Below are 13,329 nucleotides of genomic sequence, written 5' to 3'. Positions count from 1 at the left end.
CTGAACTCCCGTCCGCGTAGCGTTTCCTCATGCCCGCCCTCTCGCCCGACCTTCGCAAAGCCCTGTTGCAGCTGCCGCAAAAAGAAAAAGACCAGCTCCTGGCCCGCCTCGTGGCCCAGGATGCGGTGCTGACCGAACAGCTCGCCTTCCGATTGCTCGAAGGCCCCGAGGCGCTGGAAACCCGCCGCGCCACCTTGCGCGCCCAGGTCGACGACCCAGTTCGGGGCTTCCACCAAACCCCTAACGACCTGCTCGTTATCCTGCGGCAGCTCCAGGCGCGGCTGGCCTACCACGCCAAAATCACCGACGATGCCTTCGGTGAAGCCGAGCTGAGCTGGCGCTTGCTGGCCAACGTGTTCCGGCACCAGGCCGCCAGCACGGCGCGCCTGCACGGCCCCACCCAGCCCCTGCTTCAGCACCTGGCCAAGCGCACGCAGGAAGCCCTGCGCCAAACCATGCGCCTGCACGAAGATTTCCACCTGGAGCTGGCCGAAACTGCCAACGCCGTGCTGGCCGCGCTGTGGCAGTCGGGCGCAGCCCCGCTGGCGCGCGAGCTGGGCCTGCCCCGGGCTTTTGGGGGCTGAGCTTTACAGCGACCGAAACACGATGGGCATGGTCACGCTCACCCACACGGGCTGGCCGTGAACTTTGCCCGACAGGCTGCGGTCGAGCGCGGCGGCGGGGTATTACACCTTGCTGCTCAGGAATTTTACCAGCGCCGCATCGCCCCGGAGAAGGCCGGCATTTCCTCGGCCGTGAAGTAGGTGGTGGGGGAAGCCGGGGCGGCCGGGCGGCCTTCCGCCGACGCCGTTTGGGCCCGGGCCAAACCACTGCCCGCTGCAATCAAGGCGCAACGAAAAAGCATACAGTGGTCCGGCTAAAGTTCTATACCACAAAGCTACCTGCCCGCATTGCCCGCCGAGAGGCCGGAGAATTATCATTTTGTTGTGGTAATGTTGGGAAGATGGCCCGCGGCGGGCGGTATCCTTTCGGGTTCGAAAGCAGTACAATACTCTGCTGTCCCGCCCTTACTTCGCCGCTTATGGTTCCCTCCCCTACTTCCGACGCGTCCGCTCCGCGCGACCCGCAACTTTCAGCCGCCAACCTGCGCCTGGCCCTCGATGAGCTGGATGCCAAAATCAAGACCCTGCACAACCGGGCCCATGCCACGGCCGCCGGCTCGGCCAATACCTATGAGGCCCACGCCGCCGCCCTCGAAGCCAAGCGTGCCCGCCTGGCGGCGCAGCTTGCACAGGCCGGCACCCCAGCCCCCGGCGCTGAACCCGGCCCCTGGCAGCAGTTGCGGCAAGACATCGAAAACCTGGGCCACGACGTACAGGCATTACTCTAGCAAGCCTTCCCGGGAAACGCCTTATTTCTTCGCCGAAGCACTTCCCAAACGTATTCCCTCCCTTCAGTCCACCGTCTTTTTTACCGTCATGCACAAGCTTTTTTTCCTGCTAATCCTGGGCTTCGGCCTCAGCCTGACCCTTCCGGCCACCGCCCAATCGCGTCCCAAGCCGAAAAAACACGCGTTTTCCCACAATTCGGAATCGGGCAAGGGCAAAAACAACAAGGCTCACTTCCGCTCCGAAAATGGCGGCAGCCGCCCGGTTATCGATTTGAAACCTCACAAGCTGGAGGCCTTCAAAACGACTAAATCGCCCAAGCCCTACAAATACTACAACCCACGCTAGGGCCGCGCCTTGCCGTCCTAGCCAGCCAAAGCCGACGCTTCTGCATGAAGCGCCGGCTTTGTTTTTTCGGCCGACGCTGATAATCCACACCGCGCAATAACTACGTAAACGCTTATCTTTAACTACGACATCAATAACACGCTTCTATCTGATGAGAAACACGTTACGCGCACTGTTTTTTTTCTTACTAATTGGATTGGAGCAGTTGGGTACGGCTTTGGCTGCGCCGCCCACCATCCCCGGCCGCGTCGTGCTGAAGCTGCGGCCCGGCCAGTCGCCAGCCGCCTTGGAAGCCGCGCTAAAAGCCCTGAGCGCCCACGGCCTGCGGCAGAAATTTCCGCACACCCAGGCCCCCAGCGCCGAGCGGCCCGGCAGCGTGGATTTGCGGGGCATTTATCAAATTGACCTGCCCGCCGCCGTTCCTTTTGACCGCGCCCGGGCCGTGCTGCTGGGCACCGGGGCCGTGGAGTACGTAGAGCCGCTCTACATCCGCAAGCCGATGTACCAGCCCAACGACCCGCGGGCCGACTCCACGCTCACCAGCCTCACCGCCAGCCAGTTCTACCTCAAGCAAATCCGCGCCTACCGCGCCTGGGACGTGACCCGCGGCGACAGCAGCATCGTCATCGGCATCACCGATGGCGGCGTGCGTCTCACCCACGAGGATTTGCGCCAGCAGATTAAGCACAACTACGCCGACCCCGTGAACGGCCGCGACGACGACGGCGACGGCTACGTGGACAATTTTACCGGCTGGGACCTGGCCAACGACGACAACGACTGCGGCTACGACATCAACATCATCCACGGCTCGCTGGTGGCCGGCGTAGCCGCCGCCCGCACCGACAACGGCTTGGGCATTGCCGGCCTGGGCAACCAGTGCCGGTTTTTGCCGCTGAATATTTACCCCAACACGCCTACGGGCAGCTTTGCCGGCTACGAGGCCATTGTATACGCCGCCGACCACGGCTGCCAGGTCATTAACATGAGCTGGGGCGCGCCGGGCGGCTACTCGCGCTTCGAGCAGGACGCCATTACCTACGCCGCCGTGAACCGCGACGCCGTGGTGGTGGCCGCTGCCGGCAACACCAGCGCCGACATCCTCTTCTATCCCGCTTCTTACGACCACGTGCTGTCGGTGTCGGGCGTGAGCAGCACCGACCAGAAAAGCCCCGCCGCCACCTTCAACCACCGCGTCGACATGGTGGCCCCGGGCCTGAGCATCCTCACCACGCAGGGCTACCACACAGTGTCGGCGGGTGGTGTGGCCGATGCGGACTACGTGGCCGTGGGCGGCACCTCGTTTGCCGCGCCGCTGGCGGCGGCAGCGGCGGCGCTGGTGCGCTGGCGCTTCCCGCAGCTCACGGCGGCCCAGGTGATGGCCCGCCTGCGCCAGACTACCGACAACATCGACGGCCTGCCCGCCAACGCCGCCTGGGCCGGCCGCCTCGGCACGGGCCGCCTCAACGTGCTGCGCGCACTCACCGCCAACCCGAAGGAAGCCCGCGTCATCGCCAGCACCTTCCTGCCCGCCCGGCCGGCCTACGCGCCCGGCGACACCCTGCACCTGGCCGTGGACGTGCAGAATTTGCTCCAGCCGGTGACCGGGCTCACGGTCACGCTCACCTCGCTCTCGCCCTACGTCACGGTGCGGCAGGGCAGCTTTGCGGTGGGCAACATGGCCACGCTGGCACGGGCCACCAATTTCACTGTGCCCTTCCGGCTGGCCGTAGCGGCCAGCGGTATTCCGCTCAACACCACCGCCACGCTGCGCTACCACATTACCGATACGGGCGGCTTTCAGTACGACCAGTACGTGGACGTGGTGCTGAACCCCGACTATGTGGTACTCGATGCCAACGACCTGGCCCTTACGCTCACCAGCCGGGGCAATCTGGCCTTCGATAACCTGGCCGGCACCGTGGGCACGGGCCTGAGCTACCGCACCAGCGGCAACATTCTAAGCGAGGGCGGCCTGCTGCTGGCTACCACGCCCACGCGCGTATCGGACCGGCTGCGCACCAGCGGCGGACAGTCGCGGCAGTCGTTTTTCAGCCTGCGCCAAGCCACCCGTCAGCAGCCCGGGCCCCGCGCCGACCAGGAAGCCCGCGTGGCGTTTCAGGACACTATTCCGGTCGCGGGCAGCCGCGTGCGGAGCGTGGGCGTGGCCGTGCGCCAGCGCGCCTACGCCTGGGCCACGCCCGGCCGCCGCGATTTCGTGGTGCTGGAATACTCCCTCAAAAACCTCACTGCGGATACCCTCAAACCCCTATACGTCGGCATTTTCACCGATTGGGACCTGCCCAACCCCGATGGCGCGGCCCGCAATGCCGCGTCCTACGACACCGCCCGCGCCCTAGGCTACTGCTACGCGCTGGGCGGCCCCGCTGGCACCACGCCCCCGGTGGCCTACGCGGGCATCCGGCTGCTGCGCGGCGGCGCGCCGGCCGTGTACTCCATCGATGGCGGCGCGCCCGCCGGCTCCCCTATCCGCCTAGCCGATGGGTTTTCAGTGGCCGAAAAATTCCTGGCCCTGAGCAGCGGCACCGCCCGCGCCCAGCGCACCGCCGGCCTGCCCAACGGTGCCGATGTGTCGCAGGTGGTGGGCACCCGCCTGGCCCGGCTGGCCCCCGGCGACTCTACCACGGTAGCCTTTGCCGTGCTGGCCGCGCCCACGCTGGCGCAGCTCCAGGCCTCGGCCGATGCGGCGGCTACGGTTTATGGAGCGGTGCTGCCCACGCGCCCGGCCGCTTTGGCAGCAGGCTTTAATGTTTATCCCAATCCTACTACCGGCTTGCTGCGGGTTGAACTAGCGACAGGACTGGGCTTGCGCGAGTTGCTACTCTGCAACGCGCTGGGGCAAGTGGTGCGCCATCAGACTGCTAGCGGCACGGCTGCCACCCTTGACCTGACCAGTCTGGCACCGGGACTGTATGTGCTGCGGGCACAGGGCACCGGCGGCGTCCTTACCCAGGCTGTGATGCTGCGCTAGAAAGCTGCCACTCGCATCAGCAATGTCGATAGATACTTTTCACAACGCAGTGGCGCGTCACTAAAGCCTGTCGGATGATGAGCAAACGGCTTTTCTTAGCAACTATGGACGCCCTCTACTGTTTATAACCCAAGCCATTTATAGCGCAGCTACACCGTCCAGAGCTCGTCCCAGCCGGTGGTGTAGCGCGGCGACCGATGGGCCGCCCGCCCCGCCCAAGCCGGAGCCAGCGGCTGGCCCATTGACGATTTAGCCACACCAGCTGCCGCCAGCTGCACCAGGGGCCGGCCGTAGCGGTTATTCAGCGCATCCAAAGTTGTCATCAGTTGCTGGCGACGCTCTTGGTCGGCCGCCGGGGCACTAAACAGGCCCAGTTGAGCCTGCCCAGCCAACTCCAGCCCACTGAGCAGTATGCCGGCGCGATGATATGCCACGCCGGGCCGGGCCAACTGGCGCAGCCCCCGCAGGGCCGCCTGCGTGAGCAACGCGGTATCGTTGGTCGCTTCGGGCAAGTTGAGCACGACGGTGCGGGTGGCCGGGCCGGCCGTGGGCGCGTAGCGGTCGGTGCCCAGCACTACTGTCACCAGATGCGCGGCCAGCCCGTGCCGGCGCAGCTTCACGGCCGCTTTAGCGGCGAAGGTGGCCACGGCCTCGGCCAGCACGGCGGCCTCGTGCTGCGGCCGCCCGAAGGAACGGGTGCAGGTGACGCTGTGGCGGCTGGCCGCGCCGGGGCGCAGCTGGTTGCCGTCGTCATCCCACTCGGCGGGGTTCCAGTCGCGGCAGGGCTGGCCGTGCAGCTCGCGCCACAGGCGCTGGCCCACCACACCGCCCAGGTGGCGGCGCAACCAGTGCTCAGGCAAGGCCGCCAGGTCGGCGCCAGTATACACATTCATCTCCAGCAGCTTGCGTGCGTATCGGCGACCAATACCCCACACGTCGGCAATGGCGGTTTGGGCCAGGGCGGCCTCGTATTCGTCGGGGGTGGCCAGCACCAGTACGCCATTGGTGCCCTGCTTACGGGCCAAGCGGTTGGCCAGCTTGGCCAGTGTTTTGGTAGGGCCGATGCCCACGCAAACCGGAATACCGGTGTGCTTTGTCACCGTTTTGCGCAGCTTCTGGCCGTACTTCAGTAAGTCAGGCGCCAGCAGGTTCATGCCCCGAAAATCCAGAAAGGCTTCGTCAATCGAATAGACCTCCACGCCCGCCGCAAAGGTGCTCAGTACCTGCACTACGCGCCGGCTCATGTCGCCATACAAGGCGTAGTTGGAAGAAAACACCCGAACCTGATGCTGCTCCAGCAAGGGACGCACGAGGTGGTAGGGCTCGCCCATTTTCAGGCCCAGGGCCTTGGCTTCGTCGGAGCGCGAAATCAGGCAGCCGTCGTTGTTGGAAAGCACCACCACGGGCCGGCCTTCCAGCTGCGGCGCAAACACCCGCTCGCAGGAAACATAGAAATTATTGCAATCGACGAGCGCATACATAGACAAGGAGGCTGAGTTCGGCGGGGAAATCCACCCATCTATCGGTTTATAACAATGTGTGGGAACACGAAGCCTACGTTTGTGCCGCACCTAGGCCCAGCGGCGGGGCCGGGCTGCTGTCGGCCCCGCCCCCGCCCCATTATTGTCCAGCGAATGAATGACGTGCGTGACCACTCCCCACACCACCAGGCCCATGTCGCGGCTCACGGCCAGGGGCGGATAGCGCGCGTTTTCGGCCACCAGCCAGGGCTGGCCGGCTCGCAGCTGCAAACGCTTGAGGGTGTGCTCGCCCTCCACCACGGCCACCACAATGCTGCCGTGACCGGGACGCAGGGCACGGTCCACGGCCACGAGGTCGCCGGGGTGAATGCCGGCCCCGGTCATCGAGTCGCCGCTGACGCGGGCCAGGAAAGTCGAGGCCGGATTTCGGAACAAATGCTGCGTCAGGTCGAACGGGGCGTCGAGCTGGTCGTCGGCGGGCGAGGGGAAGCCGGCCGGCACCGGGCAACTAAACAACGGCAACTCCCGAGTGCTAAAAAGAGGAGCAGCGATAAAATCGTCAATACATGCAATCATAACAATATTCAGGAAGATTGAAGGCAATATCCCGCACCACTAATTACTAAATAAATTAGCCAATTGTTTCACTCCACCCTGCTCATTACACAACATTCTTTCGCTAGCCATTTCGCAATCTTCATGGCATAATCATGTTGAATATATAAAATAACCCAAATTATCTCCGAAAAAGCCTAAATAAATTTCTTTCCAATTTTTTTAGTTTACCGTAATAATTGTATCTTTGGGTATGTCAAACGTCAAGCTCCCTACGCCGCTGCCCTTGCAGCAATTTGCCCGTTGCGTGAACGACGCGCAACGTCCGGCCGACTACGTTGGCGACTGGCCCGAGGCCGGCCGCGTGTATGCAGTGCGGGTATTGCCGCACGTGCGCACCGGTCATCCGCAGGTGCACGTTCTCGGTTTTTATGCCGAGCGTCCCTACGGGGCTTTTGCCGCCCACCGCTTCGAACAAGTGGCGGACGTATGGTTGAACTAGGCCGCGCCGGCCGTTCGCCCGATGGTTTCATCCCTTAAGACCCCGCTGGCTTCATCGCCGGCGGGGTCGGTTTGTTTGTAGCGGGGTTGGGTACACCAGGTAAAACAGAACGTCATGCAGAGTGCAGCGAAGCATGACGCTCACCAATACCTCGGCTACCGGCCGTAGATGTGGAAAATCCCCTTGTCGGAGGGCGTCCAGAGGCAGGCGCGCTGGCCACTGGCTTTCAGGGCGTTGTTGGTCCAGGTGTTGCAGGTGTAAAGGAAGCTGTAGACGCGGTGGGCTTCGTAGAAAGCATCGTCCTGGCCGTAGCTGTGGCCTTTAATGTGCTGGGCGCGGCCAGCGGCATCGAGGGCAAAGCTGCGCTGGATGTAGTCAATCAAGCGGGCGTATTCGGCGTGGCTGAGGTGGAGCGGGATGGTTTCGGGGCCGGGCGCGAGGCTGTGGAAGTAAGTGGTGTGCATGGCCGAAGTGCCCAGCCAGAACGCCGCCACGAAAGCGGTGCTGAGCTTGAGGTCGGCCCAGGTGGGCGTGTCGAGGTAAAAGCCCTTATCGCCCCAGCCGAAGGCAATGTAGCGCATGGTGCTGTCCTGGGAGGGAATGTTGGCGATGGGCAGCGACTGGTTCCAGTCAATCTGGTCGGTTTTGATGGGCAGCACGATGTCGGTATGCACGCCGTTGGTGTGCAGGAAAACGGTGACATCGGCCGGGGCGTTGGGGTCGGTTTTGGCTACCGGAATGCGCGAGAGCGTGAGCGCGGCCCCGACGTAGAGGGCAATTGCTCCCATGAACGAAACGAGGCCGTAGCCCGCGATGCGGGCCGTTTTCTGAATGGTGGAGGGCATAGCATGAGTGAGATGGCGGCCGTAGCCGGGTGCCTATACGGTTGAGGCTGACTGAAAGCCGTGAGAAAGTACGTGGCCTGTACTTTTGCCCCGTTCCCGCCCTGCTCCCGGGCCCCCTTTCCGTTATGTGGACCTCAACCTCCGAGCGGCTGGCCGCCCTCGATGCCGAATGGCGGCAGCCCACGGCCCGCTTTCGCAACTTTCCGCTCATTGCCCGCTACCACGCGGCGGTGTCAGCCGAGCCCGCCTACCACCGCCTCGACCAGCAAACCTGGACCGACCTGAACGGCGACGAGCTGTTCATGCTGCTGGACGGCACCGTGAGCCGCGTGGGCCAGCAATGCCTCTACCACCGCCTGCGCAGCCCGCTGGACGATGCAGCGGCGTTGCACGACTTCGACGAAGCGTCTGGCTTCTTCGCCGCCCGGCCCACCGAGCGCGGCCAGGCCCAGCTGGCCCTCAGCCGCCTCACCTCTACCGAAGCTTATTACCTGACGGACCTGCTGGCCGGAGAGGCCCTGCCCGAGCTGCCTTGGGCCGCGGCCGCCCCGGCGCTGGTGCTGCTGTTGCTGGCCACGGCCGTAGGCGGCTTCTGGGAGCCAGCGCTCTGGCTGCTCACGGCGGGGCAGTTGCTGGTGCACACGCTGCTGCACTTCTGGAACCGGGCGCGGGTGGTGGCTGGGGTGCGGCCCATGCTGCAACTGGGCAGCCTCTACCGCGCCGGGCGCGACTTAAGCCGGCTGAGCCTGCCGCTGCCCGCTCTGCGCGGGCTGGCCGCGCCGCTGGGCCGGCTGGGCTCCATCGTGAACAAGGTGGCGTTTTTGCAGTTTGAGGGCCAATTGCAATCGGACCTGGCGGCGCTGCCGTGGCTGATACTGCAGTACGTCAAGATTGTGCTGCTGCTTGATTTCATCGTGTACCACCGCTGCCGGCGCGACGTGGAGCAGCACGCCGGGGCCATCCGGGCCGTGTACGAGGCGGTGGGCTACGCCGATTGCGCGGTGGCGGTGGCCGGGTTTCGGGCGCGGCAGGCGCATTGCGTGCCCACGTTCACGACAGTTGAAACCGGCCTGCGCCTTACGGCCGCATACAACCCGCTGGTATCCGGCTGCGTGCCCAACGACCTGACCATGACCGAGGCCAGCGTGCTGCTCACGGGCTCAAACATGTCGGGCAAAACCACGTTTATGCGCACCATTGGGCTCAATACGCTGCTGGCCCAGACCATTGCCACTTGCCCGGCGGCATCTTATGCAGCTCCTTTTCGGCGGGTGGTGTCCAGCATCAACCTGGCCGATAACCTGCCCGAGGGCAAGAGCTACTACTTTGCGGAGGCCGAGGCCGTGCTGGGCTTCATTCAGCAAGCCGAGGGGGGTGGCTACCTGTTCATTCTCGATGAGCTGTTTAAGGGTACCAATACGGTGGAGCGCATTGCGGCCACGCAGGCCGTGCTGGCACACCTGCAAACGCGCAGCCTGGTGGTGGCCTCCACGCACGACGGCGAGCTGGGCGCGCTCCTCGCCCCGGCCTTCACCGAATACCACTTCTCCGAAACCGTGACCGAGGCCGACTGGTACTTTGACTACCAGCTCAAGCCCGGCCCGCTCACCACCCGCAACGCCATCCGGCTGCTCGCCCGGGCCGGCTACCCTGCCAGCATCGTGCAGCAGGCCCTAACCCTGAGCCGCACGCTGGACGCCGCGGGATGAGCGCATTACGCGCCAAAGCAGCCCAAACGGCAACTTTTCCGGCGTTCTCAACGAACACCCAGCCTATGCACTTCACCGTTATCACCCCTACCCACCAGCGCCGCGAGCTGCTGCCCGAAGCCGTGGCCAGTGTGCGCGCCAGCGTCAGCGCCCCGCTCGATTTCTCCTTCGAACACCTGATTTACGACAGCGGCTCGCGCGATGGCACGGCCGCCTACCTGCGCGAGGCCGCCGCTCAGCCCGGCCCACCGTTGCGCCACTGGCACTCGCCCGGCCGCCAGCTGGCCGGCGCGGCCCGCAACCACCTCATCGCGGAAGCCGCGCTCGATGCCTGGATTGTGCCCTTGGACGACGACGATATCATGCTCCAACGCACCCTGCACCACTACGCTGCCCAGATTCAGGCCCACCCCGGCCGGCCGTGGCTTGTGGCTGATTTCCTGCGCGTGGATGAAAGCGGCCGCTATCTGCCCAACGAGGACTATTACGCCTGGCAGTTCGATTCGTCTACGGCCATGCTCCAGGCCATTTTTCGGGCCGAGCATTTCATTCAGGGCAATGTGTGCTACAGCCGGACTTTCGTGAACGAAGTGGGGGGCTACGACGGCGAGCTGAAAATGGCCGAGGACCTCGACCTCTATGTGCGCTTCCTGCTGGCCGGGCAACTGCCGGTGGTGTGCCCGCACATCAGCCACCTGCACCGCTTCCATGCCCGCAACGTGAGCATTGGGGTCGATGCGGAGACTCACAACGCCGACCTGCGGGTGATTTATCAGAAATACGCGCAGCAATTGCGGGCTTTGGGTGTGGCTGAACCGCAGTAATATTCACTGTGGCAAGTCAGCTTTGGCAAAGCGATGAATGGGGAGGATACAGTACCTTGCACCGGCATTATTCACTCCTTTCCAACTCAGATGCCGAAATATTTACCCACGCTTTGCCTGCTTGCCGTTGGCGCGATGCTCGCGCTCGCGCAGCCAGCTTCGGCCCAGGCCCTCGACCCGGCTTTTGCGCCAACTACTGTTTTGAACGGTAACGGATATTCAGTCCGGGCCATGCTACTACAGCCTGATGGCAAAGTAGTGGTGGGCGGCAGCGATGATTTCCTGAACGGGGTGCTGACCAGCAAGCTCCGCCGATTAAATGCCGACGGCAGTCCCGACGCCGCTTTTCTGGCTCAAACAGGAACCGGCCCCGACATTGGCACGGTGCAGGCGCTGGCGCTGCAGGCCGATGGCAAAATAGTAGCCGGCGTGCAAAGCATGACTTACTACAGCGGCGTACCGGCCTCGGGCATCGTGCGCCTGAACGCGGACGGCAGCGTGGACGCGGCCTTCAACGCGGGCGGTCTGGGCCTGTCTACACAGCCCAATGCGTCCTTCAATGGAAATATTCGCAGCCTAGCGGTGCAGGCCGACGGGAAAATCCTGGTCGGGACGTGGCCCGTCAGCATTCTGTCGTACTACAACGGGCAGGTGGTGGGGAGCCTCTTGCGCCTGAATACGGATGGCAGCCTCGACACCGGCTTCAACCTGGGCAGCGGCCTGACCCGCACCAATGCCGAACCGGCGGTAGAAGCCATTGTGGTGCAAGCCGACGGAAAAATTCTCGTGGGCGGCCGCTTTGACGCGCTGAATGGCACGGCGGTAAGCAACTTGGTGCGCCTCAATGCCAATGGCAGCATCGATACCGGCTTTGCCATTGGCAGCGGCATTGGGCAGGTAAACGACGGGGTGCGCGCGCTGGCCCAGCAGGCCGATGGCAAGTTGCTGGTGGGCGGCGGTTTTCACACCTTTAACGGTGCGCCCCTCGATAACCTGCTCCGTCTTAATTTGAATGGCACGCTCGATAACACATTCCAAAGCCCCACAGATTATCCCCTAGTGCTCCATCTGCGCCCGCAGGCCAACGGCAGCATTCTGCTGGCCGGTAACTTCCGGCGCTACAACGGCGCGGTGGTGGGCGGGGTGGCGCGGCTGAGCAGCACGGGCGTGCTCGATGCCAGCTTCGTTTCGGGCGCGGGCATCACCACCAGCTACACGTACGATTTCCTCCCGATTGCCAACGGGCAATACTTGGTGGGCGGCGGCTTCACGGACTACAGCGGCACGCCCCGCACCGGGCTGGCGCGCCTGACCAGCACGGCCGCCCTGGACCTGACCTACAACCCCGTGTACGGATACAAAGGCAGCATTTCGGCCGTAGGCGCGCTGCCCAACGGCCAGTTGCTGGTGCAGGGCTCGTTCAGCAGCTTCAACGGCACGGCGGCGGCCAGCGGCTACGGTACGCCCCACTTAATCAATGCCAACGGCACGTACAGCGGCCCCGTGCCCGGCACCAATACCGGCATCGGCACCGTGCTCCTGCTCCCCAACGGCCAGTTGTACCGGCTGGCCCCGGCCCCCACGGGCACCGTGGCCACCCTGACCCGGCTGCTGGTCGATGGCACCACGGATGCCAGCTTCGCCCCGACTACCGTGAGCAATAGCCCCGACTTGGTGAATCTGGTACTGAATTCCACCTCTGCCGGGGGGCTGTTCCTGCTGGGCAATTTTGCCCGGGTAAACGGCACCGCCCGCACGGGAGTAGCGCGCCTGCTGCCCGATGGCAACCTCGATGCCGGATTCGCGCCCGCCCAGCCGTGGGGCACCACTTTCAACACGCTGCCTGCCCCAACAGCGGCTTCCCTACCCAACAATCAGGCCCTGATTGGCTGGACCGATACCCAGAGCCACTTGTTGCGGCTCACGGCCACAGGGGCCCCCGACCCGGCCTTTAGCATTGGCACGGCGGCCGGGGCGGCGGGCACTTTTGCTACGGTGACGCAACCCGATGGGCGGCTGCTGGTGACGGGTTCCTTCACGAGCTTTAATGGGCAGGCCGCGCCGGGGCTGCTGCGCTTGCTGCCCACCGGCGCGCCCGATGCCACCTTTGTGCCCGCCCTTTCGCTGGACCGCCTAGTGGTGCAGCCCGACGGCCGCATTCTGGGCACCCAAAACGCCCACCGCCCCACCAATCAGTTGCGTCGCCTTAACGCCGATGGCTCCCTCGATGCTTCGTTTGCGGCCGTCCCCATTCCCGAGCCGCCCTATTACCACACCGGCCTGCTGGGGTACCTGCTACAACCCGCCGATGGCAAAATCCTGCTCTACGGCGATTTTACCACGGTCAATGGCCAGTCGCGCACCGGCCTGGCCCGCCTCGGCAACACGCTGCTGGCCAACCAACCGGCCTTCGCAGCCGCGCCGGAGTTGGAGATATTCCCTAACCCCGCCCAGCAGCAAGCCACGCTACGCATCCCGGCTACGGCCGTTGCGGCCACCGCCCAGCCGGTGCTGCTGCTTGATATGCAAGGCCGCACGGTGCGCCGCTTCACGCTGCCCGCCCGCCAGTCGGAGGCTACCATTTCTCTTTCTGACGTAGCGTCTGGCGTTTATCTGCTGCAAACCACTACCAGCCAAGGCCCGGTCCGGCAGCGGGTAGCGGTGACGCGCTAGGCCGCTTTTTGAATCGCTGCGTCAAAAGAAAACCAGGCATATTTTTGGCCT

At 64.3% G+C, this 13,329-nt stretch carries 12 protein-coding genes; 8 read left to right on the top strand and 4 right to left on the bottom strand.

The features are described from left to right. Positions 1 to 29: 29 nt before the first annotated feature. Complete coding sequence (locus ACYU7Q_RS16365; protein ID WP_460610515.1) at positions 30 to 584, top strand: hypothetical protein; 555 nt, start codon at positions 30 to 32, stop codon at positions 582 to 584. Between the two features lie 125 nt (positions 585 to 709). Here ACYU7Q_RS16365 and ACYU7Q_RS16360 read toward each other — a convergent pair whose 3' ends face one another. Next, a complete protein-coding gene (locus ACYU7Q_RS16360; RefSeq protein ID WP_460610514.1) occupies positions 710 to 865 on the bottom strand; it encodes a hypothetical protein in 156 nt (51 codons plus the stop codon). A gap of 177 nt (positions 866 to 1,042) precedes the next feature. On the opposite strand from ACYU7Q_RS16360, the gene ACYU7Q_RS16355 reads away from it, so the two are divergent. The 3 genes from ACYU7Q_RS16355 to ACYU7Q_RS16345 all read left to right on the top strand — a co-directional run bounded on the left by ACYU7Q_RS16355 (position 1,043) and on the right by ACYU7Q_RS16345 (position 4,689). Beyond that, a complete protein-coding gene (locus tag ACYU7Q_RS16355; RefSeq protein ID WP_460610513.1) occupies positions 1,043 to 1,351 on the top strand; it encodes a hypothetical protein in 309 nt (102 codons plus the stop codon). 88 nt (positions 1,352 to 1,439) lie between these two features. Continuing rightward, positions 1,440 to 1,697: a hypothetical protein gene (locus ACYU7Q_RS16350; RefSeq protein ID WP_460610512.1), complete on the top strand. Its 258-nt coding sequence runs from the start codon at positions 1,440 to 1,442 to the stop codon at positions 1,695 to 1,697. A 151-nt stretch (positions 1,698 to 1,848) separates the two neighbouring features. Beyond that, positions 1,849 to 4,689, top strand: coding sequence for a S8 family peptidase (locus ACYU7Q_RS16345; protein WP_460610511.1), 2,841 nt, complete (start codon positions 1,849 to 1,851; stop codon positions 4,687 to 4,689). Between the two features lie 149 nt (positions 4,690 to 4,838). Here ACYU7Q_RS16345 and ACYU7Q_RS16340 read toward each other — a convergent pair whose 3' ends face one another. Continuing rightward, complete coding sequence (locus ACYU7Q_RS16340; RefSeq protein ID WP_460610510.1) at positions 4,839 to 6,170, bottom strand: Y-family DNA polymerase; 1,332 nt, start codon at positions 6,168 to 6,170, stop codon at positions 4,839 to 4,841. Positions 6,171 to 6,260: 90 nt separating this feature from the next. Continuing rightward, positions 6,261 to 6,692, bottom strand: coding sequence for a LexA family protein (locus tag ACYU7Q_RS16335; protein ID WP_460610509.1), 432 nt, complete (start codon positions 6,690 to 6,692; stop codon positions 6,261 to 6,263). A 286-nt stretch (positions 6,693 to 6,978) separates the two neighbouring features. Between ACYU7Q_RS16335 and ACYU7Q_RS16330 the strand changes: the two genes are divergently transcribed. Next, a complete protein-coding gene (locus ACYU7Q_RS16330; protein WP_342296699.1) occupies positions 6,979 to 7,227 on the top strand; it encodes a hypothetical protein in 249 nt (82 codons plus the stop codon). A gap of 155 nt (positions 7,228 to 7,382) precedes the next feature. Here ACYU7Q_RS16330 and ACYU7Q_RS16325 read toward each other — a convergent pair whose 3' ends face one another. Beyond that, positions 7,383 to 8,072: a DUF2459 domain-containing protein gene (locus ACYU7Q_RS16325; RefSeq protein ID WP_460610508.1), complete on the bottom strand. Its 690-nt coding sequence runs from the start codon at positions 8,070 to 8,072 to the stop codon at positions 7,383 to 7,385. 125 nt (positions 8,073 to 8,197) lie between these two features. On the opposite strand from ACYU7Q_RS16325, the gene ACYU7Q_RS16320 reads away from it, so the two are divergent. The 3 genes from ACYU7Q_RS16320 to ACYU7Q_RS16310 all read left to right on the top strand — a co-directional run bounded on the left by ACYU7Q_RS16320 (position 8,198) and on the right by ACYU7Q_RS16310 (position 13,278). After that, the gene (locus ACYU7Q_RS16320) at positions 8,198 to 9,781 is read left to right on the top strand and encodes a P-loop NTPase family protein (RefSeq protein WP_460610507.1); all 1,584 of its coding nucleotides are present in this window, start codon (positions 8,198 to 8,200) and stop codon (positions 9,779 to 9,781) included. A 65-nt stretch (positions 9,782 to 9,846) separates the two neighbouring features. Next, positions 9,847 to 10,605, top strand: coding sequence for a glycosyltransferase family 2 protein (locus ACYU7Q_RS16315; RefSeq protein WP_460610506.1), 759 nt, complete (start codon positions 9,847 to 9,849; stop codon positions 10,603 to 10,605). A 231-nt stretch (positions 10,606 to 10,836) separates the two neighbouring features. After that, complete coding sequence (locus ACYU7Q_RS16310) at positions 10,837 to 13,278, top strand: T9SS type A sorting domain-containing protein (protein WP_460610505.1); 2,442 nt, start codon at positions 10,837 to 10,839, stop codon at positions 13,276 to 13,278. Positions 13,279 to 13,329: the final 51 nt, after the last annotated feature.

It is taken from the genome of Hymenobacter terrigena, from assembly GCF_054776515.1.
Note: the sequence above shows the minus strand (reverse complement) of the source record. Positions and strands in the feature narration are given on the sequence as shown.

Coding starts and splice junctions, on each gene's coding strand:
- ACYU7Q_RS16365 (WP_460610515.1), top strand. CDS start 30: ATGCCCGCCCTCTCGCCCGACCTTCGCAAAGCCCTGTTGCAGCTGCCG.
- ACYU7Q_RS16310 (WP_460610505.1), top strand. CDS start 10,837: ATGCTACTACAGCCTGATGGCAAAGTAGTGGTGGGCGGCAGCGATGAT.
- ACYU7Q_RS16340 (WP_460610510.1), bottom strand. CDS start 6,170: ATGTATGCGCTCGTCGATTGCAATAATTTCTATGTTTCCTGCGAGCGG.
- ACYU7Q_RS16315 (WP_460610506.1), top strand. CDS start 9,847: ATGCACTTCACCGTTATCACCCCTACCCACCAGCGCCGCGAGCTGCTG.
- ACYU7Q_RS16355 (WP_460610513.1), top strand. CDS start 1,043: ATGGTTCCCTCCCCTACTTCCGACGCGTCCGCTCCGCGCGACCCGCAA.
- ACYU7Q_RS16360 (WP_460610514.1), bottom strand. CDS start 865: ATGCTTTTTCGTTGCGCCTTGATTGCAGCGGGCAGTGGTTTGGCCCGG.
- ACYU7Q_RS16325 (WP_460610508.1), bottom strand. CDS start 8,072: ATGCCCTCCACCATTCAGAAAACGGCCCGCATCGCGGGCTACGGCCTC.
- ACYU7Q_RS16350 (WP_460610512.1), top strand. CDS start 1,440: ATGCACAAGCTTTTTTTCCTGCTAATCCTGGGCTTCGGCCTCAGCCTG.
- ACYU7Q_RS16320 (WP_460610507.1), top strand. CDS start 8,198: ATGTGGACCTCAACCTCCGAGCGGCTGGCCGCCCTCGATGCCGAATGG.
- ACYU7Q_RS16330 (WP_342296699.1), top strand. CDS start 6,979: ATGTCAAACGTCAAGCTCCCTACGCCGCTGCCCTTGCAGCAATTTGCC.
- ACYU7Q_RS16345 (WP_460610511.1), top strand. CDS start 1,849: ATGAGAAACACGTTACGCGCACTGTTTTTTTTCTTACTAATTGGATTG.